General features: G+C 52.9%; 12 protein-coding genes. 11 read left to right on the top strand and 1 reads right to left on the bottom strand.

Annotated elements, in window-relative coordinates:
- Together HN413_13990 and HN413_13985 are read left to right on the top strand one after the other, a co-directional pair.
- Positions 1-1,312: hypothetical protein (locus tag HN413_13990; protein MBT3391507.1), on the top strand; the 1,312-nt coding region annotated here is incomplete at its 5' end.
- Between the two features lie 35 nt (positions 1,313-1,347).
- Positions 1,348-2,316, top strand: a complete 969-nt coding sequence (locus HN413_13985) for an aldo/keto reductase (GenBank protein ID MBT3391506.1) — start codon at positions 1,348-1,350, stop codon at positions 2,314-2,316.
- 349 nt (positions 2,317-2,665) lie between these two features.
- Here the strand turns inward: HN413_13985 and HN413_13980 are convergent, their stop codons facing one another.
- The gene (locus HN413_13980; protein ID MBT3391505.1) at positions 2,666-2,851 is read right to left on the bottom strand and encodes a hypothetical protein; all 186 of its coding nucleotides are present in this window, start codon (positions 2,849-2,851) and stop codon (positions 2,666-2,668) included.
- A 122-nt stretch (positions 2,852-2,973) separates the two neighbouring features.
- Between HN413_13980 and HN413_13975 the strand changes: the two genes are divergently transcribed.
- The 9 genes from HN413_13975 to HN413_13935 all read left to right on the top strand — a co-directional run.
- Positions 2,974-5,511: an ABC transporter substrate-binding protein gene (locus HN413_13975; protein ID MBT3391504.1), complete on the top strand. Its 2,538-nt coding sequence runs from the start codon at positions 2,974-2,976 to the stop codon at positions 5,509-5,511.
- Positions 5,512-5,580: 69 nt separating this feature from the next.
- The gene (locus HN413_13970; protein ID MBT3391503.1) at positions 5,581-6,315 is read left to right on the top strand and encodes an ABC transporter ATP-binding protein; all 735 of its coding nucleotides are present in this window, start codon (positions 5,581-5,583) and stop codon (positions 6,313-6,315) included.
- Positions 6,308-7,012, top strand: coding sequence for an ABC transporter ATP-binding protein (locus HN413_13965; GenBank protein MBT3391502.1), 705 nt, complete (start codon positions 6,308-6,310; stop codon positions 7,010-7,012). The genes HN413_13970 and HN413_13965 overlap by 8 nt, the downstream gene beginning before the upstream one ends.
- Before the next feature lie 59 nt (positions 7,013-7,071).
- Positions 7,072-8,124, top strand: coding sequence for a branched-chain amino acid ABC transporter permease (locus HN413_13960; protein ID MBT3391501.1), 1,053 nt, complete (start codon positions 7,072-7,074; stop codon positions 8,122-8,124).
- Between the two features lie 15 nt (positions 8,125-8,139).
- Positions 8,140-9,183 (top strand): branched-chain amino acid ABC transporter permease, encoded by a 1,044-nt coding sequence (locus HN413_13955; GenBank protein MBT3391500.1) that lies wholly within the window; start codon positions 8,140-8,142, stop codon positions 9,181-9,183.
- Positions 9,180-10,388: an FAD-binding oxidoreductase gene (locus tag HN413_13950; GenBank protein MBT3391499.1), complete on the top strand. Its 1,209-nt coding sequence runs from the start codon at positions 9,180-9,182 to the stop codon at positions 10,386-10,388. Before HN413_13955 ends, HN413_13950 begins: the two co-directional genes overlap by 4 nt.
- A 42-nt stretch (positions 10,389-10,430) precedes the next feature.
- Positions 10,431-11,843, top strand: a complete 1,413-nt coding sequence (locus HN413_13945) for a trimethylamine--corrinoid methyltransferase (protein ID MBT3391498.1) — start codon at positions 10,431-10,433, stop codon at positions 11,841-11,843.
- 213 nt (positions 11,844-12,056) lie between these two features.
- Positions 12,057-12,329, top strand: a complete 273-nt coding sequence (locus tag HN413_13940; protein MBT3391497.1) for a (2Fe-2S)-binding protein — start codon at positions 12,057-12,059, stop codon at positions 12,327-12,329.
- Positions 12,316-13,347: FAD-dependent oxidoreductase (locus HN413_13935; GenBank protein ID MBT3391496.1), on the top strand; the 1,032-nt coding region annotated here is incomplete at its 3' end. The genes HN413_13940 and HN413_13935, both read left to right, overlap by 14 nt.

The raw sequence follows: 13,347 nt of genomic DNA, 5'->3' as shown, positions 1-13,347 counted from the left end.
ATCTTCCTTAAATCCCGTTTCGCTTCGGAAAATCTTCATCACCTGGCTGCCGCTGGCGGGCAGTTGGGCACTAATGGCGTTGGAACTCCCTGCGTTGAGCGCCATTGTAGCCCGTCTGGCCGAGCCTGAAATCAACCTGGCTGCCTATGGCGGAGTGGTATTTCCACTTTCACTGATCATTGAAGCGCCTATCATCATGCTATTGGCGGCTTCAACCGCGCTGAGCAAAGATTGGGCATCGTATCGCAAGCTGAATACTTTTATGATGATCACCAGTGCGATCCTGACCGCGCTGCACATGGCCGTCGCTTTCACGCCGTTGTATTATTTCGTCGTCGAAAAGCTGATCGGCGCGCCCGCCGAGATCATCGAGCCGGCGCGCATTGGCTTGAAAATCATGACTCCGTGGACATGGTCAATTGCCTACCGGCGCTTCAATCAGGGGTTGATGATCCGCTTCGGGCAAAGCTGGGCGGTAACCGCGGGCACCTTCATCCGCTTGAGTGCGGATATCATTGTGTTACTCATCGGCTATTCGATGAAAACCCTCCCCGGGATCGTCGTGGCAACCTCGGCGGTCGCGGCGGGTGTCGTCAGCGAAGCGGCATTCGCCGGATTAGCAGCCATCCGGGTAAAGCGCGGCAAATTGCGCAATGCTCCGGCGCTGAGTCCCCCGCTCACGTATCGCGTCTTTTTTAAATTCTACATCCCCCTGGCAATGACATCCCTGCTCAGTTTGCTGATTCAACCCTTGGGCAGCGCGGCGCTCAGCCGTATGCCTCAGGCGCTCGAATCGCTCGCGGTTTGGCCGGTCGTCATCGGGCTGAGTTTTCTCTTCCGCAGCATGGGGATGGGCTATAACGAAGTCGTAGTTTCCATGCTGGATCAGCCCGGAGCCGCCAAAGCGCTACGCCGTTTCACCGTTCTGCTGGTTGGATTTCTGACAATTCTGCAATTGGGGCTGGTTGCCACACCCCTGGCGCCGATCTGGTTCCAGCGTGTTTCCGCGCTATCACCGGAACTGGCTACATTTGCACATATCGGAATGTGGCTGGCGCTGCTTTTGCCTGCGTTGACCACACTGCAAAGTTGGTATCAGGGTGCCATTCTCAATAGCAAAAAGACCCGCGCCATCCCGGAAGCTGTACTGATTTTTCTGGTGACAATTGGTGTATTATTAGGTTTGGGCATTGCCTGGGGCGAGATGACCGGCCTGTACGTGGGGTTGATCGCCTTCACTTTGGGGATGGGTGTGCAAACATTGTGGTTGTGGGTTCGCAGCCGCCCCGTGATGCGAGATCTCTCAAATTAAAAACACGAAATATCAAATATGGAGGAATAATCCCAATGGAATATCGCAAACTTGGCCGCACAGGCCTGAAAGTATCTGAACTCTGTCTGGGGACGATGCAATTTGGCTGGACTGCCGATGAGGCACTGGCGTATGAAATTCTAAATGCCGCTTATGCGGCTGGCGTCAATTTTATCGACACAGCCGACATTTACTCGCGCTGGGTAGATGGCAACCCCGGCGGCGTGGCCGAAGAAATCATTGGCCGCTGGATGAAGAAGTTTAACATTCCGCGCGATCAAGTGGTAATTGCCACAAAAGTGCGCGGCCCGATGGGCGACGGCCCCAACGATCAGGGACTTTCCCGTTATCATATCCTGAACGCGGTTGAAGATTCGCTGCGCCGCCTGAATTGCGATTATATCGACCTGTACCAAACGCATTGGTACGACGAAGAAACCCCCATTGAAGAAACTCTGCTGGCACTGGATGATCTCATCCGTCAAGGCAAAGTGCGCTATGCGGGCGCGTCCAATTATCCAGCCTGGCGGCTGATGCAATCGCTGTGGGTTGCAGATACGCTCAAAACATCACGCTATGACTCGCTGCAACCGCATTACAATCTCGGCCACCGGGCAGAATTTGAGCGCGAACTCGCCCAGGTGTGCGAAACCTTTGACATCGGGGTCATCCCCTATAGCCCCTTGGGCGGTGGGTTCTTTACTGGCAAATACCGCCCCGACCAACCCATTCCCGAAAGCGTGCGCGCCGATAGCGCCAAGCGACGCTACTTTACGCCGCGTGGCTGGAATACGCTTGAAGTAGCTGAAAACACAGCCAAACGACACAACGCGTCAATCTCACAGATTGCCCTGGCTTGGCTACTTGCCGACCCTGTGATCACCAGCCCCATCATCGGACCGCGTAATCTCACACAATTAGAAGATAATCTGGGGAGTATCCATATCAAACTTGGCCCGGAAGATAAAAAATTACTGGACGAATCCAGCATGTGGGAAAAATAAGTATGATAGTAGCTGCTCAGGCTTACGCCTTTGCAGATAGAATTCCGAAAAAAGGTGTGTGGGGTGCGCACCCCACACACCTTTTTTTCGGACACTTTCTGTTCAAGGCTGAGTAGTCACGAGAATTTTATAAAAACTCATCCATAGGCACATCTTATCCATCCGACTATTTATGAATTAATTTGACAAGCTATCAATCTTCTGATATATTAGCGATATATAAATCACATATTGTTAATTTTGGCTTTTTCTATAACTGCAATTCCAGACAATACTATCGGTTGCCAAAGCAATTTTATCTGCTGAGAAATCAACATGCAAAATACCGGTGTCCCTGTTTTGCCACTCATCACTCCCCATAAGCACTGCTTTTTGTTATCTTCATCAAGCTGCTGGCAATTTGAGCCAGAGCAATCCATTTAAGGTTCTTTCTATGGAAAGTTACATTGCATACAACAACCATCGTTGAATTGAAATCATAGCGATGGTTGTTTTTTGTTATCATCGTGACATGACCAGCAACGATTAACTTCATAATTTCCAATCACGATTCCCGAATCACTTACATGTTGAAAAGGAGGTGATTTTCAATACAACTTCACCAAAAGCTCATTTTCAATTCAATCTATCCATATACTCTGACAGGAGGAGTACCGAATGAATTTTAAGCGATCGAGTCTATTCATTTTAATGGCATTGCTGCTCACCTTTGCTTTGGTAGTGAGCGCGTGCCAACCCGCGGCAGAAGCCCCCGCAGAAGAAGTAATGGAAGCGGAAGCCCCCGCAGAAGAAGCAGAAGAAGCTACTGATGTCTTTAAGCTCGGCATCCTTGGCCCCTTCAGTGGCCCCAGCGCCCGCACGGGTGACGAATTCAAACAATCTGCAACGATGGCTTTTGATGCTATTGAATGGCAGATCGGCCCGTACAAGATTGAACCCGTATGGATCGACTCACAATCTGACCCGGCTAAGGCCGCGCAGGCTTACGAACAGGCCGTTGTTCAAGATGGCATTCAGGCTGGCGTGCTCAACTGGCACAGTTCTGTAGCTGTCTCTGTAATGGAAGTCACCGCCAAACATCAGGTTCCGCATGTCTTCGGTTTCGGCGCAACGGAAGTGGTCAACGAGACCTTCCAATCCGATCCCGAATACTACGGCTACTGGGCTTTCAAAGGCTGGCCTTCTCCCTCCAAATTGAGCATCTCCTACGTTCAGGCGCTTGAAGATGCCATTGCCACTGGTAAATGGACCCCCGCAGAGAAGACCGTGGCCATCTACGGTGAAGACACCGACTGGGGCCGCTCCTTCGGCGGCGCCATCAAGGGCCAACTCGAAGAAGCTGGCTGGACCGTTGTGGCCGAAGAATACTTCGCTCTCGACCAGACCGAGTTCTATCCTCTGCTGAATAAATTCAAAGATCTAAACCCGGCGCTCATCGCTGGCACCAGCACCGCTCTGCCCGTCGTTTCCAACTTCATCAAGCAGGTTGACGAAGTCGGGTTGGAAAGCCTGGTCATCATGGATGGCCTCGGCTGGTTCGGCGAATGGTATGAGTCCATCGGCGACGTCTCTAATTACGTCCTCGACCAGATCCCCGGTTGGGCTACGGCTGAAGGCCAGGCCTTCGCTGCCGATTTTGAAGCCGCGGCTGGCTTCCCCCCCAGCCCCTCGGCAGGTGGTCTCTCCTACGATGGCGCCAATTTCTTCATTGCTATGGCGACTGCCGCCTATGAAGAATATGGCGAACTGACCAGCGAAACCATCTACCAGTTCATTGAGAACTACCTCTGGACCGGTGAGTGGAGCTACACCGATGGCGTTGTGATGAGCAATTACGCCGCCACCGCTGAAACCGTTCCTGATCCCGTTGTTGGACAGGGTTATTACATCTTCCCCGTGCTGCAATACTTCGATGGCGAAGGCAAGGTCATTTACCCGCCTGAATGGGCCGTACAAGAATTTACTCCCCGAGGCGCTGCTCCCTCCGAAATGGAAGTAGTTGCTGAAGAACCAATGGAAGCCACCGAAGCCTTCAAGCTAGGCGTAATGGGCCCCTTCAGTGGCCCCAGCGCCCGCACAGGTGACGAATTCAAGCAATCCACAAATATGGCACTTGATGCTGCAAACTGGCAGGTTGGTCCCTACGCGATTGAGGTTGTCTGGATCGACTCACAATCTGACCCCGCAAAAGCATCGCAGGCTTATGAGCAAGCTGTCGTTCAGGATGGCATCCAGGCTGGCGTGCTCAACTGGCACAGCTCTGTAGCCGTCGCGGCTATGGAAATTACTGCCAAACACCAGATTCCGCATGTCTTCGGCTTCGGCGCTACAGCAGTTGTCAATGAAACCTTTGCATCCGATCCCGAATATTACGGGTACTGGGCATTCAAAGGCTGGCCTTCGCAAGACAAGATTACATTACCATACGTACAAACGCTTGAAGCAGCGATTGCCAACGGCACTTGGGCACCTGAAGAGAAAACCGTGGCCATTTTTGGTGAAGATACTGACTGGGGTCGCGGCTTTGGTACTGCCATCAAAGGTCAACTTGAAGAAGCTGGCTGGACCGTTGTGGCTGAAGAATACTTTGCAATCGATCAAACTGAGTTCTACCCCCTACTGAACAAGTTTGTCGATCTCAATCCCGCTCTCATTGCCGGCACCAGCACCGCACTACCCGTCGTTTCTAACTTCATCAAGCAGGTTGACGAAGTCGGTCTGGAAAGCCTGGTCATCATGGACGGCCTCGGCTGGTTCGGCGAATGGTATGAATCGATTGGCGAGGCATCCAACTACGTCCTCGATCAGATCCCCGGTTGGGCAACGGCTGATGGTGTGGCCTTTGCGGCTGAGTTTGAAGCTCAGGCTGGGTTCGCTCCTAGCCCATCCGCTGGCGGCCTCTCTTACGATGGTGTCAGTTTCTGGCTTGCTATGGCTGAAGCCACCTACGCGGAATACGGCGAACTCACTAGCGAAACCATATACCAATTTATTCAGGAAAAATTCTGGACGGGTGAGTGGGCTTACACAGATGGCATTGTGATGAGCAACTACTCTACCAATGCAGAAGTTGTTCCTGACCCGGTTGTTGGTGAAGGTTACTATATCTTCCCCGTCCTGCAATACTTCGACGGTGAAGGCAAAATCATCTTCCCCACTGCTTGGGCCGAACAGAAACTCACTCCCAAACCCTAACAGCTAAATAGAACTGGGGTGGTACATTTTGCGTACCACCCCTTCATATTATCAAGAGAGGCAGCACATATGTTGATACTTGATGCAAAAGATGTCACCAAAAGATTTGGGGGGCTGACTGCTGTCAACCGCGTCTCCATGCAAATTAAGCAGGGACAAATTTATGGGTTAATTGGCCCCAATGGTGCAGGAAAAACCACCTTTCTGAATTCCGTTGCGGGGGCTTTCCCCCCCACGAGTGGCAGCGTCCAGTTTATGGGCGAAACCACCACCGGGTCCAGCGCCGATATCATGTGTAGAAAGGGCCTTGCACGAACTTTCCAAATTCCGCGTCCCTTCCCAAAATTAACTGTCCTGGAGAATGTAAAAGTCGGCGCAATATTTGGCAGCACCATGCATTTTAATATCCCGGCAGAAAAACGCGCCCGCGAAGCGCTGGATTTTGTCGAATTCAATCAACCTGCAAATACACCCGCTCAACAGCTAAATGCAGTTCAACTCAAACGATTGGATTTAGCCAGGGCAATTGTTAGCAAACCTAAACTCCTGCTTTTAGACGAACTGGCTTCGGGCCTGACACCTGGGGAACTCGAATCGATCATGGATTTGATCCGACGCATTCGAGATACGGGCGTCACGATCATTGCGGTAGAACATATTATGCGCCTCATCAAAGGTATTTGCGATGAAGTCATGGTAATTCAATACGGCACGACAATCGCCGAAGGCACCGCGGATGATGTTTTGCAAAACCCCAAAGTCATAGAAGCCTATCTGGGCAAAGAGGAGCTTCCCCATGCTTGAGCTAAAGAATCTTGATGCTGGTTACGACTTCTTACAGGTTCTCTGGGGTATTTCATTGCAAGTAGAGAAAGGCGAATTCGTAGCCCTGGTTGGCCCCAATGGCGCAGGAAAATCAACTACCTTACGCAGTATCTCAGGTTTGTTGAAGCCCAAAGGCGGAAAAATACTATTCAACGGGAAAGACATTAGCACGCTGCCCGCGCATACGATCAGCCGCATGGGCATCAGTTATGTTTCCGAAGATCTTAATCTTTTCACTGATATGTCCGTGCGCGAAAATTTGATTTTAGGCGCTTATGCAGTAAAAGACAAAGAACTGCAACTCGAAACGCTGGCATATATTTTTGAACTTTTCCCCCGCCTGGCTGAGCGACATAATCAGCTTGCAGGTACGATGAGCGGCGGTGAACGCAAAATGTTGGCGATTGCGCGCGGCATGATGTCGAAACCGCAGTTAATGTTAGTAGATGAACCCTCACTCGGTTTGCAGCCCAACCTGGTTCACGATGTATTTACAGCCTTGCTCAAATTGCGCCAGCAGGGCGTCACAATTCTACTGGTTGAGCAAAATGTCAATACAACCCTTGAAATTACCGATCGGGCTTATATTCTCGAACAAGGCCGTATTGTCATGGAAGGGCCAAGCCGCGAAGTGAAAGAAAACGATCACGTTCGTAATGCTTACCTGGGTATATAACATGCAAGCAACTTTCAGGTCTTCATAATCGAGCTTTTCTCGAAGAAGGAGAAATCCCTATGGCAAAAGAAACCCTTGCAGCGCCAGCGATGGAAACATCGCTGATGACTCGCATCAAAGATAACCTTCCCGTTGTGTTGGTAAGCGTTTTTTCGCTCTTCCTGGTCGTTATTGTGGGCATCAAAGGCGGACCTGCGCAGATATTAAACACAATCATTGCAGGCGGCATGTGGGCTTTGCTGGCCGTGGGCTTAGCGCTGGTTTTCGGCGTGATGAATATCCCCCACTTTGCACATGGCGAATCGTTTATGGTGGGCGCCTATGTAGCCTATTTTGTTTTTACCCCGTTGGTTGAATCTATGGGCGAAACCCCTAACGCAATGCTACGGACATTAGTTCCATTTGTTGGCATTCTCGCCGCAGGATTGGTAGGCGCTATTTTAGGTATTATCATTGAAAGATTGATCTTCGCACCACTGCGTAAACGCACGCGCTCTGGCTGGGTGATGAATGCCTTCCTGCTAACCGTGGGGATTTCATTTGTGATGACCAATGGCGCAACCCTCACCATCGGGCCAAACTTCAGAGGCATTCCCAAATATTGGGACATCGAACCAATTGAATTTTTAGGTGCGCGTCTTTCGGCAGATCGCCTCGGAGCCTTCTTCGTTGCGATGGTCACCATCGGCGTATTGTGGTTCTTCTTGCGCCGTACCCGCACAGGGCGAGCGGTGCGTGCCGTTTCTCAAGATGAAACCGGCGCGCAGCTTGTTGGTATCAACCTCAACTTTATCCAAACCCTGACCTTCTCACTCTCCACAGCGACAGCCGCGATTGCGGGCGCCGCATTGCTCTTTATGTTCCAGGCCTACCCCACGGTGGGGTTGAAACCGCTGTATTTCGCCTGGTATGTAGTCATGCTGGTGGGCCTGGGCAATATTGCTGGAGCGATTGTTGGCGGCTTTATCGTTGCCCTGCTACAAACCGCGACGCAGCTATTCTTTACAATTACATGGGAAACCGTTATTCCTACCGTTGTGATGATTATCGTCTTGCTGCTCGCCCCCTCTGGACTCTTTGGCAGCGAAGTTAAAGGCATTCAGGAACAATAAAGAGGAGCACCATTTATGAACGACACATCAAACTCGAACACCTGGCAGCGCGGCGTGGCTCTTCTGGCTAAAATCGGCTTTAATCCCCTGGGGTTGATTCTGTTCATCGTCATTGCCCTGCTTCCGTACATTCCTCCATTTGATCAGGAACATATTCTGCGCTGGATGATTATGGGCGCATTTCTGGCGGCTCAATCGGTTGCCTTCGACTTTACAGCCGGGTTTATCAACGTGGTTAATTTTGGTTTCGCAGCCCTGGTTGGGTTGGGCGCATACACCACAGGCATGCTCACTAACACGCGGCCATCCATCATTATGCAATACGGCCTGTCACCCTGGATTGGTATCTGGGTAGGCGCAATCGTGGCGGGCCTGATTGGGTTGTTGCTGGGTATGTTGACCTTGCGTCTGCGAGGCATCTTTGCCGCAGTGATGGCCTGGTTTGTGGGCATCGCCTTGATGGGCGTTGTTAATAATATGGTCGAGTGGACCCGCGGCCCGCTAGGCATGGCCCCGGTGAGTCTGCTGGAACGCGGCGCTGGCAACCGCCCATATTTCTACATCATCCTGGGGATGATGCTGGTCGTCTATATCACCCTGAAATTAATCACCAATTCCAACTACGGGCTGGCCTTCCGTGCCATCGGCCAAAATATCGATGCTGCGCGGGCATCTGGCATTAACCCCACCAAATATCGCGTCTTTAACTTTGCAGTATCGGCTTTCTTCGCTGGTTGGTTAGGCGGATTTTATGCCCACTACTTTGGCTCGCTGACACCGATGACCTTGATGCATACCTCCAAAACCGTGGAAGTGCTGGCAATCGCCTATATTGGCGGGCGCGGCAGCCTGTGGGGTGGTATCGCGGTGGCCTTCCCCTTCGTCTTCTTTATCGAATTCTTGCGCTCCAATCTGACGCAATTACCCGGCCTGCATCTGGTGATTTATGGCGTGTTGATGGTTTTAGTGATGATCTACTACCCCGGTGGACTGGCGGGGCTGTACACCTGGCTGGTTGCCAAAATTCGAGTGTGGCGCGCCCCCAAAGAAAGCGCATGAAACAGATATTTGTACCAACAACTGAATCATTTCCTCACGAGGCAGATGCCGTCGTCATTGGCGGCGGCATCGTTGGTGTAGCGACTGCGTTTTGGCTTTCGCGCGCCGGGCTGGAAACTGTACTCGTGGAAATGCGCCTGGGACTCTCCACACTGACAACGCCCACCTCCATCGAAAGTTTTCGCGCCCAATTTACCGAACCCGCAATGGCGGAACTTGCCCTACCCAGCATTGAAATCTTCGAAAATTTTGCCGAAGTAGTTGGCATCCCCGATATCGATATTGGCATCCATCATCAGGGGTATCTCTTTGTCACCGATGATCCGGCGATGATCCCCGATGTCGAGGCGGCGGTAAAGACGCATTACCGATTGGGCATCACCGATTCCGAATATCTCACCGGCGACGAAGTGCGTCAGCGCTTTCCCTATATCAGTGAAAACGCGGTTGCGGCCACATTCCGCCAAAAAGATGGCTGGCTCTCATCGCACGAAGCCACGCAGGGCTTTGCCCGCGGCAGCCGGGCGCGCTTTTTGGTCAGCACCAAAGCGCTGGGGATTACGCGCGACTCTCAGGGCGTGAGTGGGGTCGAGACCGACCGCGGCACAATTGCCACCCGCTTAGTTGTCAATGCCGCGGGGCCATTTGCCGGACTGGTCGGCAATCTGCTTGGGCTGGAGATTCCCGTTCGGCCAGTACGCCGCCAGAAAGCATATATCAAGCCCCGGGCCGAGATCCCGCCCAACGCCCCCCTCTCAATTGACCTTTCCCGCGATTCCTACTGGCGTCCCGAAACCGGCGGCGCCCTGATCGGTTGGGTTGATCCTGATGAACCCGTCAGCGCCCCCTCCGAAAATATCCCTACGGATCGTTACTTCGCCGCCCAAAATATCGAAAACCTGTTGCCTCTATTCCCCTTCTGGGAAGGGATTGCCGAAACACTCAAAGCCAGCGATGTAATTGTGAGCGCCGGGCAATATGTTTACACCCCCGACGATCACCCTCTGATTGGGCCTGTGCCCGATGTGCCCGGTTTCTACCTGAATTGCGGCTATTGGGCTGGCGTGATGCTGGCGCCCGAAGCCGGAAAACGCATCGCTGATCTGGTCACTGGAAAAATGCAACCAGCAGAGAATTCACTTCGCCCCACTCGTTTTGCGGAGGGCGTTCACCTTGAGGGCAGCAGTTTCTTGCGCGGGCATTAGCAACAACATAGAACTCAGCGTTGAATATCAAACGGAGCATCAATGTTAAAAAACTGGATCGAACATCTTTCACCATCCGATCTCCAGGCCATCCATGATACCAGTATGCAACTACTGGAAACGGTTGGCATCCATTTTCCCGAAGAAAACGCCATTCAAATATTTCAGGAGCACGGTTTCAAAACCGAGGGGCAAACTGTATTTCTGACCGAAGCGCAGGTTATGAAGGCTGTCAAACAGGTTCCTGCACAATTCACAGTGCACGGACGCGGCCCTGGGCGGGAGATTACCATTGGCGGCGGTACCCCTGTTTTTGCACCGGGATACGGGGCGCCTTTTTTGGTGGATTCTGAAACCGGAAAACGGACACCTACGCTCGAAGATTATCACAATCTGGTGAAACTGGCGCACATGCTCCCCAACCAGGATGTGAGCGGACATCTGATGGTCGAGCCACAAGACACCCCTAGCGAAAACGCCCACATCGAGATGCTCTACGCCAATATGCTGCACTCCGATAAACCCTATCTCGGCAGTTCGGAGGGCGCAGTGGGTTCTCAACACACCCTGGAGATGAGTGCGATTCTCTTCGGTGGCACCCCCGAAAAATATGTCACTTTTGGGTTGATCAACCCTCTCAGCCCGATGGCCTACGGTACGGATATGATTGAAGCCATCATGGCCTACGCCCGCGCCCGCCAACCGTTGATTTTTGCTACGCTGGTGATGGCGGGTTCTACCGGACCAATTACCTTGGCGGGGGTGATTGCCCAACAAAATGCTGAATTGCTGGCAGGAATTGTACTGGCTCAACTCATCAGCCCCGGGCTTGCAATGCTTTATGGCTCCACTTCCACCAACATCGATATGCGCACCGGCGCTCTAGCCATCGGCAGCCCGGAACTGGCCCTGTGCATCAGTGCGCATACCCAACTGGCCCGTTTCTATGGTCTGCCCGCCCGCGGCGGCGGCGCGCTGACCGATGCGAGTACCACCGACGCCCAATCGGGCTACGAATCGATGTTCAGTCTGATGACTACGGTACTCAGCGGCATGGATTTTATTCTGCACTCTGGCGGTATCGTCAGTTCGTATCTGGCTTTCTCCTACGAAAAATTTGTCATGGATGATGAAATGGTCGGTATGCTGCGTCATTACCTGCGCGGTTTCGATGTCAATGCCGAAACCCTGGCCGCAGAGACCATCGCCAATGTCGGCCCTGGCGGTCATTTCCTCGGGGAGGATCATACGCTCAAGCGTTGCCGCACCGAATTCTGGCAGCCCAAACTCGCAGATCGCTCTGGTTTGGAAGCCTGGTGGGATGGCGATCAACAAGATACCACCACCCGCGCCCGTCAACGCTGGCAAGATTTACTAACTCAACATCAAGACCCACCCTTGGATGAGAATATTGCTCAACGGCTTAAAGATTACGTAGAAGAGAATACCCAATAATCAGAACCAATAAAGTATCGCCACAAAGACACCAAGACTCAAAAGCGGCAAATAGCCATGTGTTCATAAGGAAACCAGGAACGCAGGAAGAAAAATTCATGACTTCATGGCTTCCTTGATAAGAAATTCAGTGTTCAAACTTCTGTGGACCAATACAAATCCTTTGTATTTCTTGGTGACTGGGTGCCTTTGTGGTGAATCATCTTTCCGACCATGACACAACAAATGATTCTGGAAAGTATCGAAATCAACGACCAATCCGTTCAGGCCTCGGCAGGTCAGAGTGTGGCCGCAGCATTGCTCGCCGCCGGGGTGCGAATCTTTCGTCATACGCCCGAAGAACGCGCGCCGCGCAGTATCTTCTGCGGCATGGGAACCTGTTTCGACTGTCTGGTCACGATTGATGGAATCCCCAATCAACGCGCCTGCATGACACGCATCCAGCCCGGGATGCGGATTCGCACAATTCCAAATGAAAACGACTGATCTGGCAGTTATCGGGGCAGGGCCAGGGGGGTTGGCGGCGGCCATCACAGCCGCTCAGGCTGGTTTGCGTGTCACGCTCATCGATGAATCCCCGCGCCCGGGGGGGCAATACTTGCGCGGTACCGGGCGGCAGGCCACTCAGAGCATTCCCCGCGCCGAGCAGCGCACCCGCGCTTTTTTGCAGCAACTTCCCCACCCCCATATTGATCTTCAAACTGGCACGTTGGTCTGGGGGATCGATGATCGCACCCTGGCGCTCCACGGGCCAAACGGAAATTTCAACCTGCAAGCCGAGCAGATTATCATTGCCACCGGCGGGCGCGAGTTGGTGCCGCCCTTCCCCGGCTGGACGCTACCCGGCGTGATGACGCTGGGCGCAGCGCAAATTCTGACCAAAGAATACGGCCTGCTGCCCGGCAAACGCATCGTGCTTGCCGGTTCGGGGCCGCTATTGCTGGCCGCGGCCAGCGCCTTAGTCGCCAAAGATGCGCGCATCATCGCAATTCTCGAAGCTACACACCTTGGTGCATGGCTGCCGCATGTCACCGCGCTTTGGGGTAATATCAACCGCCTGCTTGAAGGCAACACTTATCTCAGGACAATCCAACGGCACAAAATTCCCTATCGCTTTGGGCAAACTGTCATCCAGGCAACAGGCAACAACCAGCTCGAAAGCATTACCACCGCCCGGCTGGACCGCGACGGAAAACCGATTCCCGGCAGCGAAAAAGAAATCGCCGCCGATACGCTCTGCCTGGGCATTGGGCTTATCCCCAACACCGAATTAGCGCAACTGGCCGAATGCCAGCACGAATACAGTACAATGCGCGGTGGCTGGGTTCCCGCACGCGATAAATATCTGCAAACCAGCCAGCCCGGCATATACGCGGTCGGCGAGGCCGCCGGGATTGGCGGCGCGGGTATGGCCTTATTAGAGGGGCAAATTGCGGCGCTGACAATCACGCGCCGCTTCAACCAGATTCCTGCCCTGCAACGCCAATTGCGCCCCCTGCGTCGC

It is taken from the genome of Chloroflexota bacterium (assembly GCA_018648225.1).
Taxonomy (GTDB): Bacteria; Chloroflexota; Anaerolineae; order Anaerolineales; family UBA11858; genus NIOZ-UU35.
The sequence above is the reverse complement of the archived record's forward strand: the minus strand, read 5'-3'. Positions and strand labels throughout refer to the sequence as shown.

Bases quoted from the DNA above. Each gene is read 5' to 3' on its own strand.
- HN413_13970 (MBT3391503.1), top strand. From the start codon at position 5,581: ATGTTGATACTTGATGCAAAAGATGTCACCAAAAGATTTGGGGGGCTG.
- HN413_13985 (MBT3391506.1), top strand. From the start codon at position 1,348: ATGGAATATCGCAAACTTGGCCGCACAGGCCTGAAAGTATCTGAACTC.
- HN413_13945 (MBT3391498.1), top strand. From the start codon at position 10,431: ATGTTAAAAAACTGGATCGAACATCTTTCACCATCCGATCTCCAGGCC.
- HN413_13975 (MBT3391504.1), top strand. From the start codon at position 2,974: ATGAATTTTAAGCGATCGAGTCTATTCATTTTAATGGCATTGCTGCTC.
- HN413_13980 (MBT3391505.1), bottom strand. From the start codon at position 2,851: ATGAAGTTAATCGTTGCTGGTCATGTCACGATGATAACAAAAAACAAC.
- HN413_13950 (MBT3391499.1), top strand. From the start codon at position 9,180: ATGAAACAGATATTTGTACCAACAACTGAATCATTTCCTCACGAGGCA.
- HN413_13940 (MBT3391497.1), top strand. From the start codon at position 12,057: ATGACACAACAAATGATTCTGGAAAGTATCGAAATCAACGACCAATCC.
- HN413_13960 (MBT3391501.1), top strand. From the start codon at position 7,072: ATGGCAAAAGAAACCCTTGCAGCGCCAGCGATGGAAACATCGCTGATG.
- HN413_13955 (MBT3391500.1), top strand. From the start codon at position 8,140: ATGAACGACACATCAAACTCGAACACCTGGCAGCGCGGCGTGGCTCTT.
- HN413_13965 (MBT3391502.1), top strand. From the start codon at position 6,308: ATGCTTGAGCTAAAGAATCTTGATGCTGGTTACGACTTCTTACAGGTT.